22 protein-coding genes are annotated in these 21142 nt (G+C 66.0%); 9 read left to right on the top strand and 13 right to left on the bottom strand.

Going from position 1 to position 21142, the window contains the following annotated elements; genetic code table 11:
* Positions 1–13: 13 nt before the first annotated feature.
* Positions 14–1342, bottom strand: a complete 1329-nt coding sequence (locus tag MF4836_RS32810; RefSeq protein ID WP_078473858.1) for an aminotransferase-like domain-containing protein — start codon at positions 1340–1342, stop codon at positions 14–16.
* A gap of 90 nt (positions 1343–1432) precedes the next feature.
* On the opposite strand from MF4836_RS32810, the gene MF4836_RS32805 reads away from it, so the two are divergent.
* The 3 genes from MF4836_RS32805 to MF4836_RS32795 all read left to right on the top strand — a co-directional run bounded on the left by MF4836_RS32805 (position 1433) and on the right by MF4836_RS32795 (position 2849).
* Complete coding sequence (locus MF4836_RS32805) at positions 1433–2062, top strand: LysE family translocator (RefSeq protein WP_078473857.1); 630 nt, start codon at positions 1433–1435, stop codon at positions 2060–2062.
* Between the two features lie 24 nt (positions 2063–2086).
* Positions 2087–2452 (top strand): antibiotic biosynthesis monooxygenase family protein, encoded by a 366-nt coding sequence (locus MF4836_RS32800; RefSeq protein WP_078473856.1) that lies wholly within the window; start codon positions 2087–2089, stop codon positions 2450–2452.
* 88 nt (positions 2453–2540) lie between these two features.
* Positions 2541–2849: a hypothetical protein gene (locus MF4836_RS32795; RefSeq protein ID WP_078473855.1), complete on the top strand. Its 309-nt coding sequence runs from the start codon at positions 2541–2543 to the stop codon at positions 2847–2849.
* Positions 2850–2859: 10 nt separating this feature from the next.
* On the opposite strand, the gene inhA is transcribed toward MF4836_RS32795, so the two are convergent.
* A complete protein-coding gene (inhA, locus tag MF4836_RS32790; RefSeq protein WP_078473854.1) occupies positions 2860–3543 on the bottom strand; it encodes an isonitrile hydratase in 684 nt (227 codons plus the stop codon).
* A gap of 110 nt (positions 3544–3653) precedes the next feature.
* On the opposite strand from inhA, the gene MF4836_RS32785 reads away from it, so the two are divergent.
* Together MF4836_RS32785 and MF4836_RS32780 are read left to right on the top strand one after the other, a co-directional pair.
* Positions 3654–4658, top strand: a complete 1005-nt coding sequence (locus tag MF4836_RS32785) for a GlxA family transcriptional regulator (RefSeq protein WP_078473853.1) — start codon at positions 3654–3656, stop codon at positions 4656–4658.
* Positions 4648–5076: a hypothetical protein gene (locus MF4836_RS32780; RefSeq protein ID WP_078473852.1), complete on the top strand. Its 429-nt coding sequence runs from the start codon at positions 4648–4650 to the stop codon at positions 5074–5076. Before MF4836_RS32785 ends, MF4836_RS32780 begins: the two co-directional genes overlap by 11 nt.
* Before the next feature lie 2 nt (positions 5077–5078).
* On the opposite strand, the gene MF4836_RS32775 is transcribed toward MF4836_RS32780, so the two are convergent.
* Both MF4836_RS32775 and MF4836_RS32770 read right to left on the bottom strand, forming a co-directional pair.
* The gene (locus MF4836_RS32775) at positions 5079–7517 is read right to left on the bottom strand and encodes an alpha/beta fold hydrolase (protein ID WP_078473851.1); all 2439 of its coding nucleotides are present in this window, start codon (positions 7515–7517) and stop codon (positions 5079–5081) included.
* Positions 7518–7527: 10 nt separating this feature from the next.
* A complete protein-coding gene (locus MF4836_RS32770; RefSeq protein ID WP_078473850.1) occupies positions 7528–8007 on the bottom strand; it encodes a hypothetical protein in 480 nt (159 codons plus the stop codon).
* 187 nt (positions 8008–8194) lie between these two features.
* Here MF4836_RS32770 and MF4836_RS32765 point away from each other — a divergent pair, with 187 nt between their 5' ends.
* Positions 8195–8782, top strand: a complete 588-nt coding sequence (locus MF4836_RS32765; protein ID WP_078473849.1) for a hypothetical protein — start codon at positions 8195–8197, stop codon at positions 8780–8782.
* A gap of 9 nt (positions 8783–8791) precedes the next feature.
* On the opposite strand, the gene MF4836_RS32760 is transcribed toward MF4836_RS32765, so the two are convergent.
* From MF4836_RS32760 to MF4836_RS32730, 7 genes are all read right to left on the bottom strand, one after another.
* A complete protein-coding gene (locus MF4836_RS32760) occupies positions 8792–9178 on the bottom strand; it encodes a hypothetical protein (RefSeq protein WP_078473848.1) in 387 nt (128 codons plus the stop codon).
* 33 nt (positions 9179–9211) lie between these two features.
* A complete protein-coding gene (locus MF4836_RS32755) occupies positions 9212–9688 on the bottom strand; it encodes a cysteine hydrolase family protein (protein WP_078473847.1) in 477 nt (158 codons plus the stop codon).
* Between the two features lie 34 nt (positions 9689–9722).
* A complete protein-coding gene (locus tag MF4836_RS32750) occupies positions 9723–10487 on the bottom strand; it encodes a hypothetical protein (RefSeq protein WP_078473846.1) in 765 nt (254 codons plus the stop codon).
* A 143-nt stretch (positions 10488–10630) separates the two neighbouring features.
* Positions 10631–11080: a hypothetical protein gene (locus tag MF4836_RS32745; protein WP_078473845.1), complete on the bottom strand. Its 450-nt coding sequence runs from the start codon at positions 11078–11080 to the stop codon at positions 10631–10633.
* Between the two features lie 193 nt (positions 11081–11273).
* On the bottom strand, positions 11274–13115 hold the full coding sequence (locus tag MF4836_RS32740) for a glycoside hydrolase family 15 protein (RefSeq protein WP_078473844.1): 1842 nt from the start codon (positions 13113–13115) through the stop codon (positions 11274–11276).
* A complete protein-coding gene (locus MF4836_RS32735; protein WP_078473843.1) occupies positions 13108–13920 on the bottom strand; it encodes a glucose 1-dehydrogenase in 813 nt (270 codons plus the stop codon). The genes MF4836_RS32740 and MF4836_RS32735 overlap by 8 nt, the downstream gene beginning before the upstream one ends.
* A gap of 109 nt (positions 13921–14029) precedes the next feature.
* Positions 14030–14647, bottom strand: a complete 618-nt coding sequence (locus MF4836_RS32730; RefSeq protein ID WP_078473842.1) for a TetR/AcrR family transcriptional regulator — start codon at positions 14645–14647, stop codon at positions 14030–14032.
* Positions 14648–14784: 137 nt separating this feature from the next.
* Here MF4836_RS32730 and MF4836_RS32725 point away from each other — a divergent pair, with 137 nt between their 5' ends.
* Complete coding sequence (locus MF4836_RS32725; protein WP_078473841.1) at positions 14785–15978, top strand: MFS transporter; 1194 nt, start codon at positions 14785–14787, stop codon at positions 15976–15978.
* A gap of 54 nt (positions 15979–16032) precedes the next feature.
* On the top strand, positions 16033–16773 hold the full coding sequence (locus tag MF4836_RS32720; protein ID WP_078473840.1) for a thioesterase II family protein: 741 nt from the start codon (positions 16033–16035) through the stop codon (positions 16771–16773).
* Positions 16774–16851: 78 nt separating this feature from the next.
* Here MF4836_RS32720 and MF4836_RS32715 read toward each other — a convergent pair whose 3' ends face one another.
* On the bottom strand, positions 16852–17982 hold the full coding sequence (locus tag MF4836_RS32715) for a cupin-like domain-containing protein (RefSeq protein ID WP_078473839.1): 1131 nt from the start codon (positions 17980–17982) through the stop codon (positions 16852–16854).
* Positions 17983–18130: 148 nt separating this feature from the next.
* The gene (locus MF4836_RS32710) at positions 18131–19105 is read right to left on the bottom strand and encodes a siderophore-interacting protein (RefSeq protein ID WP_078473838.1); all 975 of its coding nucleotides are present in this window, start codon (positions 19103–19105) and stop codon (positions 18131–18133) included.
* A gap of 175 nt (positions 19106–19280) precedes the next feature.
* Between MF4836_RS32710 and MF4836_RS32705 the strand changes: the two genes are divergently transcribed.
* A partial coding sequence (locus tag MF4836_RS32705; protein WP_102047967.1) for a condensation domain-containing protein occupies positions 19281–21142 on the top strand: 1862 nt, incomplete at its 3' end.

The following is a 21142-nucleotide window of genomic DNA, read 5'->3' as shown; positions in this document are numbered from 1 at the left end:
ACGCACCGACCGGCTACAGCTCGGTTACCGCATCGCGCACTTTGTGCAGCGCCTGCTCCAGTGCCTCCAGGCTGATGGAGCCCAAAGCCACCCGCAACGCCTGCGGCACATGGGCGGTGGTGGCGAAGGGCGCGGCCGAGGTCACCCGTACGCCCTGGCGTTCCAGCTGGCTGACCACGTTGTCGGCGCGCAGGCCCTGGGCGAGCCTGAGCCAGAGGTAGTAGGACGCTGGGTGGGCACTCAGCTCGCAGCCCTTGAGCACCCGCCGTGCCAGGCGTTGCCGGCGACGAGCGTCGGCGCGCTTTTGTTCCTCCAGGCTGTCCACCAGCCCCGATTCGATCCAGTGACAACCCAGGGCCACGGTCAGCGCCGGGGTGCTCCAGGTCGAGAGACGAATCGCCTGTTCCAGGGCCGGGATCATCTCCAGCGGCGCCACGATAAACCCCAGGCGCAGGCCCGAAGCGACGCTTTTCGACAGCCCGGAGATGTACAGCGTGCGCTCCGGGGCCAGGGTTTGCAGGGGCTTGGGCGCCGGTTCCGCGAGAAAGGCATAGGCGCCGTCTTCGATAATCAGCAGGTCATGCTGGCGGGCCAGTTGGGCCAGGCGCAGCCGGTCGGCCTGGGGCATCACCGTGCCCAGTGGGTTGTGCATGGTCGGCATGCAATACAGGGCCCGCACCGGGCGCCGCTGGCACAGCGCTTCGAGCGCATCCAGGTCCATCTGGCCGTCCCGTTGCGGCAGTGCCTCCAGGTCCAGGCGGTGGAACTGGGCCAGGGTTTTCAGGCCGGGGTAGGTCAGGGCGTCGAGTGCCAGGACATCCCCCGGTTGCAGCAGCGCCATCACGCTCACCGCCAGCCCCTGCTGGGCACCGTTGACGATCAGCACCTGCTCGCCGGGCACGCGGATGGCGCGGTTGCGCAGGTGGCGGGCAGCGGTTTGCCGTTCATGGGGCCGTCCGCCCTGGGGGGGCGAATGCAGCAGGGCGTCGAGGTCGCCCGACGCGGCGATGGCCCGCAGGCCGTCACGCAACAGGTGCGCCTGGCCGGGCAGGGCGGGGTAGTTGAAGGTCAGGTCCACCGCGCTGCTGCGCGGCGGGTGCTGCTCCAGGCCCATGCCCCGGGGCAGGCTGCTGTCGCGCACAAAAGTGCCGCGTCCGGGCTCGCCCACCACCAGGCCGATGGCCTCCAGCTCGTTGTAGACCCGCAGCGCAGTGGCCAGCGCCACCTGCTCCTGGGCCATCAGCGCACGCAGGGTCGGCAGCTGGGTGCCGGGGGCCAGCTCGCCACTGCGGATGCGAGTGGCCAGGTGGTCGACGATGCGTTTGTAGCGGATTCGGCTCATGCAGGGTGATCCCGTGTATCTAGATCAATTTTTTGTTTGTATCAGATCGGCGCTCTAATCTAGCGCCTTTTCCACAGGAGTGCTGCGCTGATGATGGACCTGGCGACCCTTTCGATCTTCGTCGGCACGGTGCTGCTGTTGCTGCTGTCGCCTGGGCCGAACATGGCCTTTGTGCTCAGTCACGGCCTGGCCTACGGCTGGCGCGGCGGCGTGGCCTGCGGGCTGGGGATCGGCGCGGCGGACGTGCTGCTGACCCTGTTGACCGCCACCGGAGTGACGGCGCTGGTGGCGGGTTGGCCGCCGGCGTTCGACCTGATCCGCTACGCCGGCGTCGCCTACCTGCTGTGGCTCGCCTACCAGGCCGTGCAGGCCCGTGGGCCGAAGCGCCTGCGGCAAGTGGCACGGGTGCCGTTGCCCACGGTGTGGGTTCGGGCGCTGCTCAACAGCCTGCTGAACCCCAAGGCGCTGCTGTTTTTCATGGTGTTCCTGCCGCAGTTCGTGCGGCCCGGGAGCGGTCCGATCGCCTTGCAGCTACTGGTCCTGGGCTTGGTGCTGACCCTGGTCAGCGTGGTGTTTCACACCCTGCTTGGGGTGTTCGGCAGTGCCCTGAGCCATGGGCTCGGCGCCAGGCCGCTGCTGGCCCGGATCCAGCCCTGGCTGCTGGCGGCGGTGCTGTTGCTGCTGGCAGCGCGCCTGGCGCTGATGACAAGTCCCCTCTGATGCACTTTGCCAATGGAGTTCAGCATGTATATCGCCGCTTTTATCTATAAACCCGGGCAGCAGGATCAGGAGTTCCAGCGCCTGAGTGCCATCATCGACGAGATCGCCAACAGCCTGCCGGGGTTCGTCGGCGCCCAGTCGTGGACTTCGGCTGACGGGCAGTTGGTCAATGCCAGTTATTACTGGGAAGACGAGGCGTCGATCCAGGCCTTTGCCCGGCACCCGACGCACCTTGAAGCCAAGCGCCAGTACCGCCAGTGGTACGCCGGCTATCAGGTGCTGATCTGCAAGGTGGAACGTGCCTACGGTGACGGGCAGATCACCCAGTTGGTGGCCAATAACCGGCAGGGGCCAGTAGTTCGGGCTGCACCGCAGTCGGTAAAAGCCTGAAATCGCTGCGCTGGGTGTGGTGAAATAGGCGGCTTTTTTTCAGCCAGGGATCAGCATGACGCCGCTTGAACCAAGGGTTTCCAATGGAGTGGATACATCCGCAGTCAGCCGCAGGCCGAGCCTGTCACGTGTTTGGCGCCTGGCGTGGCTGGGCGTTGCGCTGTGCCTGGCGTCACCCGCCGCCCTGGCTCTGGGCGTTAGCGCCCACTGCACCGGGCCCAAATGCCCGACCCTGGGCGATGGGCTGCTGTTTATGGTCAAGGCCTTTGTGGCGCTGAACGTGGCCGGTGCGCTGTGGCTGATCGGCCGCGACCTGCTGGGCCTGTGGCGGCGCCGGCGTCACCCCCGGGCCAGCAAGCCGGCCGATCCCGCCGCACCTGACTCGCCGGCTGATTGAGTCGCAGGGTCTAGCGCTGCAGCCTTTGCGCCGCACGCTGGGTCACGGCGCTGCGCACCTGGAATGACTCGGCCACCAATTGCCGGGCCTCGGCCAGCACGGCGGCGGGCGCAGTGCTGGGGCTGCCGGCGTTGAAGGGCGGGGCCGGAGCGTATTCCAGTTGCAGTTGCACCAGTTGCGCGCGGGCCTCGCCGTAGAGTTCAGCGGCCAGGGCCAGGGCGAAATCGATGCCGGCGGTGATGCCGCCACCGGTCAGCAGGTTGCCGTCGCGCACCACCCGGTCCTGCACCGCAGTCGCCCCCAGCGGCGCCAGCAGTTCGTGGTAGGCCCAGTGGGTGGTGGCGCGTTTGCCCTGCAACAGGCCGGCGGCCCCCAGCACCAGCGAGCCGGTGCAGACCGAGGTGATGTAGCGCGCACCTGCGGCCTGGCGGCGGATAAAGTCCAGGGTCTGTTCGTCCTCCATCAGCGGGCCGACCCCGGCGCCACCGGGAATGCAGATCACATCCAGGGCCGGGCAGTCGTCGAACGTGGTGGTGGGCAGCAGCACCAGGCCGGTGCTGGCGGTGACCGGTTCCAGGTCCTTCCAGATCAGGTGCACCTTCACGTCCGGCAGCGACGCCAGCACATCGTAGGGGCCGGTGAGGTCCAGTTGCTGAACCTTGGGAAACAATAGAAAACCGATCTGCAGCGTCATCGCGTCTCTCCTGGGGCAATCTTCGGGGTCACCCGAAACGGGTGGACGGCCTCACTCTATTCCCCTAGGCTTTGGCGCATCCGCCAAGATGCCCACGATTTACGCCAATCATGCCTACTGCTGCCAAAACCGTGTATGTGCTGGCCTTCGCCAACGCCCAGGTGCTCGATGTGACCGGGCCGCTGCAAGTGTTTGCCTCGGCCAATGACCTGCTGCGCCAGCAGGGTCTGCCTGCGCCCTATGTGGCCACGGTGATCGCCGATCCGGGCGGGCCGGTGCCGACTTCGTCCGGGCTGGCGCTGCTGGCCGAGCCCTTGCCGGCGCCGGACGCGCCGTCCGACACCCTGATCATTTCCGGTGGCTGGGGCGTCTACGCCGCTGCCCGGGAGCCGCACCTGGTGCAATGGGTGGCGCAGCAGGCCGGGCGTTCGCGGCGGGTGGCGTCGGTCTGCACCGGGGCGTTTCTGCTGGCGGCCAGCGGCTGGCTCGATGGCCGGCGGGTGGTGACCCACTGGACCCGCTGCGAGCAACTGGCCCGGGAATACCCGCAGCTGCAGGTCGAGGCCAACCCTATTTTCATCAATGATGGCGCGGTCTGGACCTCGGCCGGGGTCACCGCCGGCATCGACCTGGCCCTGGCTCTGGTCGAGCAGGACCTGGGCCGTGGGGTGGCCCTGGAAGTGGCGCGGCACCTGGTGGTGTTTCTCAAGCGCCCCGGTGGCCAGTCGCAGTTCAGCGTGACCCTGGCCCTGCAGCAGGACGGCAATCGTTTCGACGACCTGCATGCCTGGATCGCCGAGAACCTGGCCATGGACCTGGGTATCCCGACCCTGGCCTTGCAGGCCGGCATGAGCGAGCGCAGCTTTGTGCGCCACTACCGTGCGGACACCGGGCAGACCCCGGCCCGGGCCGTGGAGCTGATCCGGATCGAGACCGCCCGCCGGCTGTTGGCCGATACCACCCTGGCGATCAAGCGCATTGCATCGCAGTGCGGGTTTGGCAGTGAAGAAACCCTGCGCCGCGGCTTTCTGCGGGCCATGGGCGTGACGCCGCAGGCTTACCGGGAGCGTTTCAGCGCCCATGAACTCAAGGAACAAACCTCTGATGTCGTTTGATGATCACGCTGCAACCGCCCCGCCAGGCCCCGCCAGCGAGCCGCCGCTAAAGCTGACCTGGACCCTGGTGATGCTGGCGATTCAACTGTCGATCCTGTTCTGGTACGTGGCCAAGCCCGATGTCACGGTGCATTACTCGGCACAGGGCACGCGCACCCTGAGCTACGTGCTGAACGTCCAGCACAGCATCTACCGTGGCCGGATCGAGCCCGGAGAAAGCACGGGGGACAGTGGGCATATCTTCCCCGATGCCGACTTTTTCATGCAGTTCGACTGGTGGTCCAAGGACAGCCGCGACTGTGTGGAGATCAACCCCAAGTGGCCAGAGACCCATCTCTATATCGATGCCAACGGCGAGCTGGATCGGCGTCCTGAAAGCGGCACCGATGTAGACCGCTTGTCACCCTGCAACGGCTGAGTTCAGCCCTGCACCAGGCTCAACTCGCCGTCGCGGTACAGCACTTCACGGCCGACCCAGGCCGGGTCGACCTGGGGGAGCACCGCCGAGGGTTTGCGCAGTTCGCGCAGCAAGGTCGAGCCGTGGGACAGGCGTCCGCCCATGCGCGCGATCACCGCGCGTGCCGCTTGATACTGCGCATGGCGGCCGGGGTCCAGGGTGTCTTCGAGCAGGATGTCGACGCCCAGCACCCCTTGCACCTGGCCCGGGTAAATCATGAAGCCGCAGGCCTGTTCGCTGCCTTCGCGGCCGTCCTGCCAGAAGCTGCCGTCGCGGCTGCGGACCTCGGGGTGGGGCGCAAACCAGTGGTCACGCTCGGCCTCGGGCATGGCGTGGTGCAGGCGGAAAAAGATCCGCATCAGGTTGTCGCGGTACCACTCGCGTACTTGCAGGTAGTAACCGCGCATCCCCGGCAGCCCCAGGCGATGGGCCATCCCGACTGCCCTTGGCCAGGCCGGCAGCGCCTGCAACGGCAGGTCGCTGCAGGCAGGGCGCGGGGTGCCGGGGTCGGTTTCCCAGGGCAGGCGGTGCGGGCTGTGCTCCAGGTTGCCGTAGGCGGTGGGCGGGCGCCCCAGCAGATCGCCGCCGCTGCTGGCCAGGGCCGTGGCGATGCAGAGGTTGCCCTGGACCACAAACACATAAAAACGGCTGAACCAATCCGCCAGTTGCTGGCCATCGGCGCCGGCCGCGTGCAGTTCGTGCAGTTCTCGGTCGAAGCGCCGCAGGCCGCTTTCCAGGTGCAGCAGCTGGCCCCGGGCGATGCGTTGCATGCGCCAGAACAGCGGCAGCGAGCGCAGCAAGCGCGCCGGGCGCCACGGCAGGTGCGGGGTGGCGCCGCCGACCTCGCCGGCATAGCTGGCCGAGGACACGCCCCAGTCGGCCAGGCGTGCGAGGAACAGATCATTGTTGATGTAGGACGCGCCGCCAAACACGGCGGTGAACGGCTCATTGTCTTCGAGGATCCGCGAATCCCAGCGCGCCATGACTGCCGGAATGCTCGCCGCCGCTCGCCGTTGCCCGTACTCCACAAAGCGGCTGGGCTGGGGCGGCAGGATCTCGGCGATATTGGCGGCGGTCAGGTGCCGGCGCCAGCCGTAATCACTGATCGGCCGGTATTGCAGGAGCCACAGTTGCGCGCCGTCCCAGGCCCATTCGACATCGCCGGGCACGTAGTGGAAGGTTTTCAGCACGCCCTGCAAAAAGTCCCAGAGCATTTCGCTGCTCAAGCCATGGGCGGTCGGGAACTGACCGCTGGCCCAGGCGGCTCCAAGCCGCGACAGGACCGCCCGTTCAGGGCTGGACTGGCCGTCAGCCAAGGCCTCCAGATGGCCGTCGACCCACTCCAGCTCCACCCCCAGGTGCCTGACAAAGGCGATGCCCGACAGGGTCGGGGTGATAAAACGCTGCACCACCACTTCCTCGACACCGGCCGCCCGCAGCGCATCGATGCGCGCCGGCACTGTGCTGGCCGGCTCACGCAGGTAGGTGGTGCTGAGGCCGGCATTGGCGGCGTCGGCCTGGTCTTCGCCATAGCTTGAGGAGCGCACCGCCCACGTGGCGTCGGGCTGGCTGGCGAGCAGCGCGGGCAGGCGCGGGTCGTCGCTGCTGTCCAGGGACAAGGCGCTGGGCACCGCTTGTCCGGCCAGCTCGGCCAGGCGCAGGCGGCCGCCCTTGGTGTGGGCGACAAACCCCGGCTCGGCGCCTTCCAGCCAGGCTGCGAACTCGGCCGGGGCATCGATCCACGGGTAATGGCCCCAGCCCGGCTTGAGGCTGATACGCAAGTCGGCCCGGGCCAGGATCGCCGACCAGGCCGCGGCCTGGGCAATGCCCAGCATCCGGTCCTGATCGCCCCACACCAACTCCACCGGGTCCTTGATCCACTCCAGCAACGGCAGCGCGGTGTCGGCCCGCAGTTGCTCCCACAACGGCACAAAGGCCTGGCAGCGGGCGTAGCCCTGGCCCATGCGGCGGTACTGCGCCGGGCTCCAGGGTTGGGCTGAAAACTTGTGGGCGAACCACGCGGGCCTGCGGCTCAGGGCCTGATGGATCAGGCTGCGAATCGGCAGGGGCGCCATCAGCGCCGGCAACCGCCGTTGCCAGAGAAACGCCCCCACCGGCGCCAGCAGCACACTGCGCGCGAAGTGCCCCGGACGGCGCGCCAGGGCGTGCAGCACAATCAGCGCATTGACCCCGACCGCCATGATCGCCTGCCCAGGCTCAGTCAGCGCCAGCAACGCCTCGGCGTAGGCTGCCAGGTCTGTGCAGGGCGGTTGCGGGTTGTCGCCAAAACCTGGCAGTTCCAGGGCGTGCACCCGGTAGCGGGCAAAGTGTGGCACGGCGTCGTCCCACCAATCGGCGGCGCTGCCATTGCCGGCCAGCAGGTACAGCAGGGGCTTTTCCATCAGGGTTCCTTCAGGCACGCGGGGCGGCCCCGGGGTGGCGGCGGTCATGGACAAACAACCACAGCAGCGGCGGCAATAACGTCAGCAGGGCCACGCTGTCGAAGGCCAGGTGCGACCCCATCTGCACCTGGACCGAGATCCAGATGTCCTGGGGCGCCCAGAGCAGGATCCCGGCCATCAACCAGGCCCAGGCGTTGGCGTGGTGCAGGCGGTCACCCAGGCGCACCAGGGCCAGCAGGTACAGCGCGTAGCTTTGCAGGGTGGCGCCAAACAGCGCCAGCCACCAGACCTGCTGCGCCCGCGCGGCAGGCGGTGCGGCCTGGCCCCAGAACAGTTGTTCGATGCCGTGCAGGTAATCGGTAAAGAGTCCGCTGTTGCCGGCCCAGGTCAGCAGCACGCCGGCCAGCAGGTGGACCAGCGCCGCGGCATACAGCCAGAGCACCAGGGCGCGACGCAGGCCGGGCTGCGGCGAAGAAGAGGGGGGCAACATTCCATGTCCTGTCGGGAGGCGTCGAGGCGGGGAGTGTAACGATTTTTAGCGGGCCTGCGTGGCGCCGATGGGGTCCTGGCCACTGGGCAGGGGCCGTCCCGCCAAGCTGCCATTGTCCTCGGCGGACGGTTAGAATCGCCGACGTTGCCGCGCCGGCCCGGCGTGGCGCCACAACCAGGGAAGATCGATGTCACGTGCGTCACTGTTGCAACCTTTCACCGTCCTGCTGCTGGTGCTGCTCGCCGGATGCGCCGGCCAGCCCCAGCCGCTGCCGGACACCCCGCACCGCACGCAGTTGATCGGGCAGATCGTCGCCAAGTCGGGCATGGTCCGCACCCTCGATTCCCTTAAACAGGCCCCCCCGGCCAAGCCCCTGCCCAGCGTCGACGAGCTGATTGCCGAGCGCAAGCAACTGATGGGCTTCCTGCTGCCGGACGCCTACTGGGCGCTGTACCGCGACAACCTGGAGCAGTTCAAACTGGAGATGGCCGAGGTCAAGGTCAAGTCGCTCACCGAGTACAAACGCCTGTACCGCACGCAACTGGTCAAGGCCAGCGACAGCCAGCTCGAGACCCTGGCCACCGCGCCGGACATGGAAGCCACCCCGGTGTTCAAGAAAGTCCTGGGCAGCGACATGGACATCACCCTGCTGTACTTCGACATGGTCAGGGTCGAAACCGTGGTTGCCGTACAGAGGCACCTCAAGCGCATGGCCCAGATGGACGTGCAATACGACGTCTGCTCGCGCTACAAGGCCTGCTGGAACCCGCGCTGAGCAAGGCCTTCAGGCTTCATGCAAACCGTCGGCGTCGCGCCAGTACAGCGTCGACTCGTACTGAAAGGACAGGATGAAGCAACTGTCGCACTGCTCGCTGATGTGCCAGGCCAGGCGCCGCAATTCTTCCATCGCCGAGTGCTCGGGATGCTCCGGGCCCTGGATGCGCAAATAGGCGCGCAAGGCCACGGCAAACTCGCAGCCTCTGCGGTCCTCGGCGTACAGCTGCTGATCGGTGCCGGCCGCGCTGCTTTCAATGTGCATCCCGGATGGCAGGGCCGCCCACAGCCCATCCGCTTGTGGCTGCACTTCGGCCCCCGCGAAGCCTTCGAGGATTCGCCGCAGCAGGGCGTGGTTCAAGCGACTGTCGGCTTCAAGGTGCAGGTCGAGTGCCATTAGGCCTCCGGGGTTGACGAGGACGGTGTCGGCCTAGGCGTGCGGTTGCAGCAGCTCGGCGCGGGTGATCAGGTGCTTGAAGTGGTGCTGCCAGAGCCGTATCCCCAGTTGCCCGCTGCGGTCCAGGGACGAGCCCAGGGTCAGGTCAGTGATCAGGGTCGGTTGCAGGCCGGCATCGAACAGCGCGAAGCCGGCGGCCAATACGCAGGTATCGGTCTGGATCCCGCACACCAGCACCCGCTGCGGCGCCAGGCTGTGCAGGTAGTGCAGGGTCTCGGCGGTCGGCGCATAGCCGTGCTTGATAAACACCTTGTCGGCGGCCACCAGGCTTTCGTCATCGGGCGCCGGCTGCCAGCCCAGTTGCCGGGCAAAGGGCGTGCGGCTTTCATCGTGGCGTTCGACCGTGGCCACCGAGGGCATGCGCCCCAGCAACTGTTCGATACCGCTGACCAGCCACTGCGGCGGGTTGAAAGAGGGCTGTACATCGACGATCAATAACACCTGATCCATGGGCACCTCGGGTGGTGTGGAAACGGGGGCCGGCCTAGCGGTATCGGCCTTCGACCCGGTATATGGTCAGGCGCTGTTTTTCAGTCAGCCAGAGAAAGTTCGAATGCTCGTCGTACTGTCGCACCAAGCCGTCGTAGGCCTCCATCGCTTCGCGCCCCGGCCACCAGTTGAACGCGTCGCAGTAGGGGCCGGAGGCGCGCATCAGCATGGCCAGGGCAATGTCGAACGCCTTCAGCGTGATATAGCCACCGTGCAGATCGATGAGTTCCCTGGGCGTGAGGTTTTCAACCAGCCGCGCGTGCATGCCTTGATCGGTGTGCACGATGAAATAGTCGCCCAAGGGTGAATACGGCACCTCATCGGTGCAGTCCTTTTCCACCTTGTTGAAGTCGGACAGGGTAAAGCTGCCGTGCACGAAATCCGACAGCGGCGCGTAGGACTTCTCATATTCACCGGTCCAGCCCAGGTTGGCGGCGGACATCATCTTCTGCACGCCCGGGCATTGGCCCTTGGAAAAACGCTCGAGGCGGTTCTCGAAATCATCCGCCAGCCAGGCAAAGCGCGTGGCCAGGTCGAGGGCCGTGCGCAGGGTGGCCATGGCGGGGCGGATCAGCCCCAGCTTCAACACATGTTCCAGGGTCTGCAGCAGTTCGAGCTGGAACTCGGCGCAGCGCTTGAACACCAGGTCGGCCTGTTCGTGAATCCCCAGGCACTCGGCGGTGCCTTCGGTATGGGCCGCCAGAAACAGCATTTTTCGACTGGCCGAAAAGTACAGGTTGATATCGATCTTTACATCCAAAACCACGGTCCTTGCTGCAAGGTTGCAGAACGCCTGGGGGCGCTCCTGTCGGTGTGCAGCAGGTTAAACAAGCGGCGCGAATCTGCAAGCGGGAAGGCGGGCAGATTCACACCGCGAGGGTGTTCAGACGATACGGCACCGACTCAGTCAGTGGTTTCCAGCACCCGTGGCCGGCGATAGTTGCCGGTACTGATGCGCATGTAATACGGCTTGTCGGCGCGCAGCAGATGGGAGGTCGTCACCCCTGGCGCAAAGCCCTTGCCGCACAGGCCACTGCCCTGCGGGTCCTGGATCACGGTCATGTCCACCACGCCTGCCGGCAGGTAGAAGGTGGCGGTTTCTTCGGCGGCGAAGCGGCCGATGAGTGTGCTGTTGGCCTGCACACCCACGTAGCACCCCAGGCTGTTCATGCCTTCGTCGCGGGTGACCACGACCTTGACCAGGCCGGCGGCAGGCGCTTGGTAGGCGAGTAGGCGGTCCTGAGGGACAGGGTCGGCCTTGCTGTGGGAGACCGGGGCTGAGCGAACGAAGACCGTACAGGCGGAGGTGGACAGCACAAGGGCTGCCAGGGCCAGGGAGCGGGCAAAATACATAGGGATTCCATTTCCAGGGAGGGACCGACCGCAGGCCTTGTGGACAAGGCCGTAAAAAAGCCACGCATAATATCAATATGATGGCCTTTGCGGTAGGCGACGGTGTTCGGAAGGGGCACAGGTGTGCCCACCGTCGACCTGGCGCTCAGCCCGTGGCGCGCGGAGCTGCGCTCGCCAGATCAGCCCGCGACGATCAAGGCTGCCACACGCTCTTTTCACCCCCCAGCTTGCGATCAAGAAAACTTGCGGCACTGATCAGCGCCAGGTGAGTCAGGGCCTGGGGCGTATTGCCCAGGTGCCGGCCATGGCTGTCGAACTCTTCGGCGTACAGCCCCAGCGGGTTGGCGTAGCGCAGCAGCTGCTCGAACTCCAGGTGCGCCTTGTCGAGCTGGCCGGCGCGGGCCAGGCATTCGACGTACCAGAACGAGCAGGCGGCAAACGCGCCCTCGCTGCCGGCCAGGCCGTCGATCTGGCTGTCGTCGTTGCGGTAGCGGTAGACCATGCCGTCACGCACCAGGGACTTCTCGATGGCTTCCAGGGTCGACAGCCAGCGCGGGTCCTTGGCGCTGACAAACCGCACCAGGGGCATCAGCAGCATCGAGCCGTCCAGGGCGGTGCTGCCGATGTGCTGGACGAAATGCCCACGTTCCTCGTTCCAGAAGTTGCTCCAGATATCGTCGTAGATCGCCTGCCGCGTCTGGTCCCAGCGGGCAAAGGGCGCCGGCAGGGAACGCTTGGAAGCCAGGCGGATGGCGCGGTCCAGGGCCACCCAGCACATCAGCCGCGAATGCAGGAAGTGATGCTGCTCGCCGCGCATTTCCCAGATCCCCACATCCTGGCCCTGCCAGGTGTCGCAGACCTGATCCACCACCTGGACCGCGTGCTTCCAGCCCTGGTGGGAAATGGCTTCGCCGTACTTGTTGACCAGGTACACCGCGTCCATCAGCTCGCCGAAGATATCCAGCTGGATCTGTTCGTAAGCCTGGTTGCCGATGCGCACCGGCTGCGCATTGCCGTGGCCGGCCAGGTGCTTGAGCTCGGTCTCGGGCAACTCCTGCTGGCCGTCGATGCCGTACAGGATATTGAGCTTCATCGGCTGGCCATGGCAGTCGCTGACCCGCTCGCGCAACCAGCCCATATAAGCATTGGCCTCGGCGACGAAACCCAGGCGGATAAAGGCGTAGACGGTGAACGAGGCATCGCGGATCCAGGTGTAGCGGTAATCCCAGTTGCGCTCGCCGCCGGGGGTTTCCGGCAGGCCGAAGGTCGCGGCCGCAAGGATCGCCCCGTGCTTGCGCGAGGTCAGCAGCTTGAGCGCCAGGGCCGAGCGGTGGACCATCTCGCGCCAGCGCCCGCGGTAGTTGGATTGGCCGATCCAGTCGCGCCAGAACTTCTGGGTGCGTTGCAGGCACAGGTCACTGGTGCCCACTGCGACCCGTGGGTCGTCGATGCCGCCGAGGATGAACTCGGCGCTCTGGTCCTGCTCCAGTACCCATTCGGCCACCGCGCTGTCGCCCTCCAGGCGCAGTGCCTGGCTGGCGACCAGGCGCAGGCCGGGCTGGCCGTCGGCCTCGAAACACACCGCGTCGGCGTCGACCCGGGCCCGGGTCTTGGCCCGGGCGTAGTCGTGGCGCACCGCACAGCGCATGCGCACGGTGGCCTGGCCGCTGACCACCCGCACCCGGCGAATCAGCAACGGCAGATCATCTTCGCTGTCGCCCACCGGCAGCAGGTCGGTGACTTCCACCACCGCCCGCTCGCTCAGCCAGCGGGTTTGCAGAATGTTGGTGTCCGGCAGGTAGATCTGCTCGCGCCGGGCGTCGGCCAGGTCCGGGGCCAACTGGAAGATTCCGGCAGCGGGGGAGTCGAGCAGCGAGCAGAAGATCGACGGGCTGTCGAACTCCGGCCAGCAGAAGAAATCCACGCTGCCCTTGTCGTTGACCAGGGCCGCGCTGCGCATATCGCCGATGATGCCGTGGGCGTCGATCGGGCTTTGGCGTTCTGGATGCTGCCGTTCTGTATGAGACTCAGCCATTGCCACGCCCTTCTTCATAAAAGCCGGGATAGAGGCTCATGCCGCCATCGATAAACAGGGTGCTGCCCACGACATAGTCGGAAGCATCGGACGCCAGCCACACCACCGCATTCGCCACATCCTGGGCCTCGCCGATGCGCCCGTAGGGGATCAGCTTCAGCAGTTCCTGCCCGGCCTCGCCCTCGGTGGCCGTGCGGTTGATGGCGGTGCGGATCGCTCCGGGGGCAATGCCGTTGACCCGGATCCGCTGTTCGCTGACCTCCTGGGCCAGGCTGCGCATCAGCATCTCCACCCCGCCCTTGGAGGCGGCGTAATTCACATGGCCGGCCCAGGGAATCACCTGGTGCACCGAGCTCATGTGGATAATCTTGCCCGCCGCCCTGGAGACCCCGGCACGTATGCCCTGGCGCTGGAAAATCCGCAGCGCCTCGCGGGCACACAGAAACTGCCCGGTGAGGTTGACCCCGATCACCTGGTTCCAGTCGTCGAGGGTCATTTCGGTCACCAGCGCGTCCCGTTGCAGGCCGGAATTGGCCACCAGGATATCGAGAAAGCCAAAGGCTTCGAGGGTCTTGGCGAACAGGTGCTCGACCTCGTCCTCCTTTGACACATCGGCGCCAATGGCCACGGCCCGGCCACCGCAGGCGTTGATATCGGCGGCGAGCTTTTGCGCGGGCTCGGGCTGGCTGTTGTAGTTCAGCACGACGCTGGCTCCGGCGGCTGCCAGCGCTGTGGCGGCCGCTGCGCCGATACCGGAACTGGCGCCGGTGACCAGGGCCACTTGTCCATCGAGGGAGAGCTGCATGGGGCAATCCTTAACTCAGGGAGCGTGATTAGCTGACTGGTGAAGGTGGCCGGGAGTTCAGCGGGCGCGATAAATCCGTGGCGTATTCAGGCGCTCACGGGTTTCAGGTTCAGGCTCCGGCAGCGGTTGCTGCCGCTGCATCGCTGCGGCGCAACCCGCGCAGCAACAGGTTCAGGCCACCCAGGCTTTGCTCGAGCTTTTGTGCCGGATGCGCGGCATTGGCGATCCACAGGGCAGCTTCCACCAGGCTGCCGTTGATCAGGCGCGCCAGGGCCAGGGGCGCGACGGGCTCCACCACGTGGGCGTCTATCAATTGCTGGAGCAGGGCGCCGAGGGACTCGATGCACTGTTCTTCGCCGGCCTGGGCGCTGTCGGCCAGCACCGCCCGGGCATCCTGCAACAGGATGCGCTGGATTTCAGGCTCCAGGGCCATGTGCAGGTAGGCATGACAGCGCTCGCAGAACGCCTGCCAGGGGTCGGCCACCGTGCTGGAAATCGCCTCCAGGCGCTGGTCCATTTCGGCGTCGATCTGCGCCACCACCGCCGCCAGCAAGCCTTTTTTATCGCCGAAATGGTGGTACAGGGCACCCCGGGTCAGGCCGGCTTCGGCGGTCAGGTCGTCCATCGAGGTCTGGGCGTAACCCAGGCGGCCAAAGGCCTGGCGCGCGCTGGCCAGCAGCTTGGCACGGGTGGCTTCGATCATTTCAGCGCGGGGGCGGGGGCTCATGGCGGCTACTCATCTGGGCAATGGGGTTTGACATACGGCGCGTATGTTCGCATTATTTCTCACATACGCACCGTATGTATTTTTACTGCAGCTGCTGTTTATGGCAAGTTGCACGCCCCTGCCGAGGTTGAAAGCCCATGGTTAATCCGTACCGCGAGCTGTTCCACGCCCCGGGCTCTCGCGCCTTTGTCATCGCCGGGATGATCGCCCGCATGCCGATCTCCATGACCGGTATCGGCATCATCACCATGCTCTCCCAGCTCAAGGGCGGTTACGGCCTGGCCGGCGCGGTGGCCGCTACCTTCGCCCTGGCCACGGCGTTTTGTGCGCCCCAGGTATCACGCATGGTCGACCGCTTTGGCCAGGGCCGGATCCTGCCGATCGCCGCCGGCGTCGGTGGCGGGGCGTTGCTGGCCCTGTTGCTGTGCACCCGCTTGCAGGCGCCGACCTGGACCCTGTTCCTGTTTGCCGCCCTGGCCGGCTGCATGCCGAGCATGTCGGCCATGGTCCGGGCGCGCTGGACCGAGCTGTACCGTGGCCAGCCGCTGTTGCAGACCGCCTATGCCCTGGAATCGGTGCTCGATGAGCTGTGCTTTATCGTCGGCCCGCCGTTGTCGGTAGGGCTGTGCGTGGCGGTGTTCCCCGAGGCCGGGCCGCTGGTGGCGCTGCTGGCCCTGGCCGTCGGCGTCACCGCGCTGGTGTTGCAACGCGCCACGGAACCGGCGGTGCACCCCCATACCGGTCCGCAGCAAGGTTCGATCATTCGCTCGGTGGAACTGCGCCTGCTGGTGCTGTTGATGGTCGCCATGGGCACCACTGCCGGGGTGGTGGACGTGGTCAGCGTGGCCTTTGCCCAGCAGCAGGGCCAGCCGGCGGCGGCGAGCATCGTGCTTTCGGTGTACGCCATCGGTTCATGCCTGGCCGGCATTGCCTTCGGCGCCTGGAAGCCGACCTTGCCCTTGCCCCGCCTGTTTATGTACGGCGGCATCGCCACCGCCGTCACCACCTTGCCGCTGCTGATCGTGAGCAATATTCCCGGGCTGTCCCTGGCGGTATTTGTCGCCGGTCTGTTCTTCGCTCCGACCCTGATCGTGGCCATGGCCCTGGTGGAGAACATCGTGCCCCCGGCCAAACTCACCGAGGGCCTGACCTGGCTGGTCACCGGCCTGAGCATCGGCGTGGCCATCGGGGCCGCCAGCTCCGGCTGGCTCGCCGACCACTATGGCGCGCGCAGCGGGTTCTGGGTGGCCCTGGGCGCCGGGGCGGTGGTGTTGTGGACGGCGGTGCAGAGCTGTCGCCGCCTGAGCCGCGGGGCACCACAGCCAGACTAATTTGCGGTGACCTCAATCCGTTCTCTTTACACATAACTGATTGAGGTAAGTGCAGTGACCCAACTGACACTGCTGTGCCTGCCCTATTCCGGCGCCAGCGCCATGGTCTACAGCCGCTGGCGGCGCAAGCTGCCGCAGTGGCTGAAACTGCAGCCGGTGGAATTGCCGGGGCGCGGTGCGCGTTTCGGCGAGCCGTTGCAGACCGACATGCGCGCATTGGCGCGGCAACTGGCCAGCGAACTGCTGCCCAGCCTGAAAGCGCCCTATGCACTGTTCGGCCACAGCCTGGGCGCCTTGCTCGCCTGTGAAATGGCCCACGCCCTGCGTGCCCTGGGCGGGCCGGAACCGGTGGCCCTGTTCGCCTCCGGCACCGCGGCCCCGAGCATGCGCTCGGAGTACGACCGCGGGTTCTCCGAGCCCAAGACCGACGCGCAACTGATCGAGCAGTTGCGCTCCCTGCAGGGCACCAGTGAAGAAGTGCTGGGCAATGAAGAACTGATGAGCCTGACGTTGCCCATCCTGCGGGCCGACTTTCTGCTCTGCGGGCGTTTCCAGCCGGCCAATCGCCCGCTGCTCAGTTGCCCGGTGCATGTACTGGGCGGCAAGGCCGATCGCGCCACCACCAAGCAACTGATCGGCTGGAGCAAGGAAACCCACGGCAGCTTCTCGGTGGACATGCTGGCCGGCGGGCACTTCTTTATCCATGAACACGAAGCCAAGGTGCTGCGGGCAATCAAGGATTACCTGGAGGTGCATCATCGGCGGCATGGGCAAAAGGTTGCATTGAGCGTCTGAGCGGACCCTTTTCCCCTGCGGGTTGCTCCTGCACTCAAGCGCCTCCGGCACTGACCCAGGGGCCAGTGCCGGCACCGGTTACCAGCCGCGTCCCGAATTGACCCAGAAATTCACCGAGAGCGAGGTGGAGACCGACTCCACCTGGTGGAACCAGCCTTCCGGCAGAAACAGCAGGTCGCCGGCCTCCAGTGTCACCCGCAGGAAGGTCACGTCACGGGCCTGGGGGAAGCGTTGGTAGTCCGGTGCATCCGGATTGAAGTCACAGCCGTCGAGCCCGCCTTTGGGCGCCGTGGACCAGGTGCCCAGGGCGGGACGATGGTGGGGCGCAGCGAGAATAAACGACTTCTGCCCCCAGACCTGGGCGAACAGGTTGTCGGTGTCGTCACGGTGCAGGGGTGTCAGGGTGCCTTTGGGGCCGATCCAGATCCGTGGCGCAATGAACAGCGCGCGGTCGAAATAGGGCGGGTAGCTGATCTGCTCCATCAATTGCGCCGGCAAAATGTTGTTGCCCATATAGGCCGGCGGTTCGCCGTTGGGCCCCTTTTGGGCCGGGGCATCGAGGGACGCGATGAAGTCGGCCATGGAGGTGGAGCGGAAGTCGCGGTCGGTGGAAAAGGTCTTTTTCACGTAGTCGCCGTGGCGGGTAATGCCCTGCAACTCGGCGAAGTGCACCAGGGATTCTTCGCGGCCCATGTTGAACAATGGCCAGTCATTCAGGGCATTGCTGATCACCAGGGGAATGCCTTCGGGTAGGTAGTGGGCGCGGAAGTCGCCGATCGACAACGCCTGGCGGGCGATCCGCGCAACCTCTCGCTGTACCGGCTGCGCCGCGGAAACCCGCTCGCTGAACCTGGGCGGCGTCGGGTAGCGCTTGTTCATGTCGACCTTTTCCGCCCGGTCGCCATGGCGTGCGCTTTCGATGATTTGCGGCAGCAGGGTGGCCAGGCCCATGTTGCCGTCGATTTTCAGGCGGCCGCTGGCAAACAGTTCTTCGACATCGGCAACGCCGCCCATGATGCCGAGAAAGTCTTTTTCCGCGACGTTGATGGTGACATCCGGGCGGGCGTGCAGGCCGCTCTGGGTGGTGGTGCGCTCCCTGATTTCGGACCAGAACATCAGGTTGGGGGCGAAGACGAATTGAAATACGCCTTCGATGCCGACGGAGCCGGCATTGGCGAACAGCTTTGACAGAACGTTCTGCAAATCCACGGCATTCCCTCTGGGTGTATGTGGGCCTGAAGAGGGAACGAAGCCTGGGCTGGAAAATTTATCCAGGGCGCTGGCTCCCGCGCCGGGTATCGACAGGCCTCAGATTTGACACCCCATGAGCCAGGCGCAGCAGATCGTGAACAAGGCCTCAGTTCAGGCTTCGCCCTTGGCGCCAGTAGCCCATCAGCGTCAGTTCGCGGCGATCCAGGCCGCGCTCGGTGATCAGATGGCGGCGGATGCTCATCACCGCAGCGGATTCGCCGGCAACCCAGGCATAGAAGTGGCTGTGGGAGGGGCTTGCGCGTTCCCAGAGGATCTGTTGCTCGATGTCGACCTCCGGCAGCTTCGCGGCGCGCTGGGTGCCACTGGCCCTGGGCCCCAGGTCCGCCAGTTCGCGGGCGGCATGCAGCATGGCTTCGCCATGGGCGCATTGCAGCAGGTCGCGGGGCAGCCAGTTCAGGCGGGTGTTCGGGCCGGTGCGCAGCGACAGGCAGTCGGCTTCGCCGGGCACTTCAATAAAGGCCTGCACCGCCATCGCTTCGGGGTGATCGGCCAACTCTTCGAGAATGCCGGCCAGTGCCGGCAGGGCGGTTTCATCGCCAATCAGCAGAATCTGCCGGGCGTCCGCGGGCGGTTGCCATTCATAGCCGCCCGGGTCGTCGGCAAACTCCAGGTTGGGCACGAGCATCTGCACCCTGTCGCCGACCTGGGCCTCGGTGGCCCAGGCCGAGGCCGGGCCGTTGACGCCATGCAGCACGAAGTCGACGTCCAGCTCGCACGGCTCGCGACGCAGGTCGCGGATGGTGTAGGTGCGCATGGGCGGGCATTGGCCCTTGCTCATCTGGCGCCTGACGGCTTGCCAGTCGCCCTGCCGGGGCAGGTTCGACGGCGTACCGTCGGCGCCGGGAAAGAACAGCTTGATCCGTTGGTCCGGGGCCAGGGTGCGGGCCAGGGCAATGTCGGGGCTGGCAAACACCAGGCGTGTCAGCGACGGGCTGAGCACAATCCGGCGCTTGAGCTGGGCATCGATCATGCGGTAGGCAGTGGGCTGCCCGGCCGGGGTGCCGACCAGTCTGCGCAAGCCGTTACTCAGGGCGCGGCCGAGGGATGCTGCTGAGGACATGGAAATGCCTTTTTGCGAAGGGGTTACTGATTGGACGAGTTGTACCGAGGGGGATTTACCCGTGCCGCAGGGGGCTTGCGTCAGGGCGCAGGGCGCTAATTTTCTGTGCGGGTTATCCGTTCCGTAGGGATAGCCGAGCCAAAGCTCGATACCCAACATGTACGGAAGGCCCCAGATGAATGCTGAAAAGTCCCTGAAACTTGCCCGCCGCTTCATCGAATTGCCGCTGGAAAAGCGCCGGCTGTTCCTTGAAGGCCTGCGCGCGGAAAAGATCGACTTTTCGCTGTTCCCGATTCCGGCCGGGGTGCTGGTCGAGGACCGTCAGACCCTTTCCTATGCCCAGCAGCGCATGTGGTTCCTGTGGCAGCTGGACCCGCAGAGCGGTGCCTATAACCTGCCGGGGGCCGTGCGCCTGACTGGGCCCTTGCATGAGCTGGCGCTGGAGCAGGCATTCGCCAGCCTGGTGGCGCGTCATGAGACCTTGCGCACGGTGTTCCGACCAATGGCCGACCAGCGCCTGGAGCAGGTGCCCCTGCAACAGCCGCTGCGGGTCGAACACCTGGACCTGACCGAGCTGTCGGTGGATCAGCGCGAGGCCCGGGTGCGCCAGGAGGCTGAGCGGCAGTCTCTGGAACCCTTCGATCTGGAGCAGGGGCCGCTGCTGCGAGTGCGCCTGCTCAAGCTCGACCACGCCGAACATGTGCTGCTGCTGACCTTGCACCACATTGTTTCCGACGGTTGGTCGATGAACCTGCTGATCGACGAGTTCAGCCGTTTCTACAGCGCCCATGTCACCGGCGCCGAGGCGCTGCTGGCGCCGCTGCCGATCCAGTACAGCGACTACGGCCTGTGGCAGCGACGCTGGCTCGAAGCCGGCGAGCAGGAGCGCCAGCTCGATTACTGGCGCGAGCAACTGGGTGACGAACACCCGGTGCTGGAACTGCCCACGGACCGCCCGCGCCCGGCGCTGCCGAGCCATCGCGGGACCCGTCATGAATTCGCCATGGACGATGGCCTGGCGCAGCAATTGCGCAACCTGGCACGGCAGCAGAACGTCACCCTGTTCATGCTGCTGCTGGGGGCTTTCACTCTTCTTTTGCAGCGCTACAGCGGGCAGACCGATATCCGCGTCGGGGTGCCGATCGCCAACCGTAACCGCAGCGAACTGGAAGGTTTGATCGGTTTCTTCGTCAACACCCAGGTGCTGCGCACCCGGATCGACCCACAGGCCACGGTGGCTGAGCTGTTGCTGGCGATCAGGGACACTGCCCTGGGAGCCCAGGCCCATCAGGACCTGCCATTCGAGCAGTTGGTGGAGGCCTTGCGCCTTGAGCGCAGCATGAGCCATACGCCGCTGTTCCAGGTGATGTACAACCACCAGCCCCAGGTCGCCGACGTCACCACTTTGCAGCTGGAGTCCGGCCTGGAGCTGGGGTTGATCGACTGGCAGAGCCGCACCACCCAGTTTGACCTGACCCTGGATACCTACGAAAAAAACGGCAAGCTGCATGCCGCCCTGACCTACGCCACCGACCTGTTCGACCCGGCCACCGCCGAGCGCATGGCGCAGCACTGGCAGAACCTGCTGCACGCGATGGTGGCCGATGCCAGCCAGCGCATTGGCGACCTGGCGTTGCTGGACACCCACGAGCACCAGGCGAGCATCGCGGCCTGGAACCCGGCCCGGGTTGAATTCCCGGCGACCCAGGGCATTCATCAGCTGATCGAACAGCAGGTCGAGCGCACGCCCGAGGCCGTGGCAGTGGTATTCGAGCAGCAGTCCCTGAGCTATCGCCAGCTCAATCAGCGGGCCAACCGGTTGGCCCATCAACTGATTGAAAACGGCGTCGGTCCTGATGTGCTGGTCGGCCTGGCGGTGGAGCGCAGCCTGGAGATGGTGGTCGGGCTGCTGGCGATCCTCAAGGCCGGCGGTGCCTATGTGCCTCTGGACCCGGCTTATCCACAGGAGCGGCTGGCCTACATGATCGAGGACAGCGGCATTCGTCTGCTGCTGACCCAGCCGTCTTTGCTTAAAAC

The sequence above is a fragment of the Pseudomonas sp. MF4836 genome (genome assembly GCF_002018875.1).
Lineage (GTDB): Bacteria > Pseudomonadota > Gammaproteobacteria > Pseudomonadales > Pseudomonadaceae > Aquipseudomonas.
Note: the sequence above shows the minus strand (reverse complement) of the source record. Positions and strands in the feature narration are given on the sequence as shown.

Bases quoted from the DNA above. Each gene is read 5' to 3' on its own strand.
- MF4836_RS32765 (WP_078473849.1), top strand. From the start codon at position 8,195: ATGTCACGTGCGTCACTGTTGCAACCTTTCACCGTCCTGCTGCTGGTG.
- MF4836_RS32755 (WP_078473847.1), bottom strand. From the start codon at position 9,688: ATGGATCAGGTGTTATTGATCGTCGATGTACAGCCCTCTTTCAACCCG.
- MF4836_RS32730 (WP_078473842.1), bottom strand. From the start codon at position 14,647: ATGAGCCCCCGCCCCCGCGCTGAAATGATCGAAGCCACCCGTGCCAAG.
- MF4836_RS32760 (WP_078473848.1), bottom strand. From the start codon at position 9,178: ATGGCACTCGACCTGCACCTTGAAGCCGACAGTCGCTTGAACCACGCC.
- MF4836_RS32735 (WP_078473843.1), bottom strand. From the start codon at position 13,920: ATGCAGCTCTCCCTCGATGGACAAGTGGCCCTGGTCACCGGCGCCAGT.
- inhA (WP_078473854.1), bottom strand. From the start codon at position 3,543: ATGACGCTGCAGATCGGTTTTCTATTGTTTCCCAAGGTTCAGCAACTG.
- MF4836_RS32775 (WP_078473851.1), bottom strand. From the start codon at position 7,517: ATGGAAAAGCCCCTGCTGTACCTGCTGGCCGGCAATGGCAGCGCCGCC.
- MF4836_RS32810 (WP_078473858.1), bottom strand. From the start codon at position 1,342: ATGAGCCGAATCCGCTACAAACGCATCGTCGACCACCTGGCCACTCGC.
- MF4836_RS32710 (WP_078473838.1), bottom strand. From the start codon at position 19,105: ATGTCCTCAGCAGCATCCCTCGGCCGCGCCCTGAGTAACGGCTTGCGC.
- MF4836_RS32785 (WP_078473853.1), top strand. From the start codon at position 3,654: ATGCCTACTGCTGCCAAAACCGTGTATGTGCTGGCCTTCGCCAACGCC.
- MF4836_RS32770 (WP_078473850.1), bottom strand. From the start codon at position 8,007: ATGTTGCCCCCCTCTTCTTCGCCGCAGCCCGGCCTGCGTCGCGCCCTG.
- MF4836_RS32805 (WP_078473857.1), top strand. From the start codon at position 1,433: ATGATGGACCTGGCGACCCTTTCGATCTTCGTCGGCACGGTGCTGCTG.
- MF4836_RS32725 (WP_078473841.1), top strand. From the start codon at position 14,785: ATGGTTAATCCGTACCGCGAGCTGTTCCACGCCCCGGGCTCTCGCGCC.
- MF4836_RS32780 (WP_078473852.1), top strand. From the start codon at position 4,648: ATGTCGTTTGATGATCACGCTGCAACCGCCCCGCCAGGCCCCGCCAGC.
- MF4836_RS32800 (WP_078473856.1), top strand. From the start codon at position 2,087: ATGTATATCGCCGCTTTTATCTATAAACCCGGGCAGCAGGATCAGGAG.
- MF4836_RS32740 (WP_078473844.1), bottom strand. From the start codon at position 13,115: ATGGCTGAGTCTCATACAGAACGGCAGCATCCAGAACGCCAAAGCCCG.
- MF4836_RS32745 (WP_078473845.1), bottom strand. From the start codon at position 11,080: ATGTATTTTGCCCGCTCCCTGGCCCTGGCAGCCCTTGTGCTGTCCACC.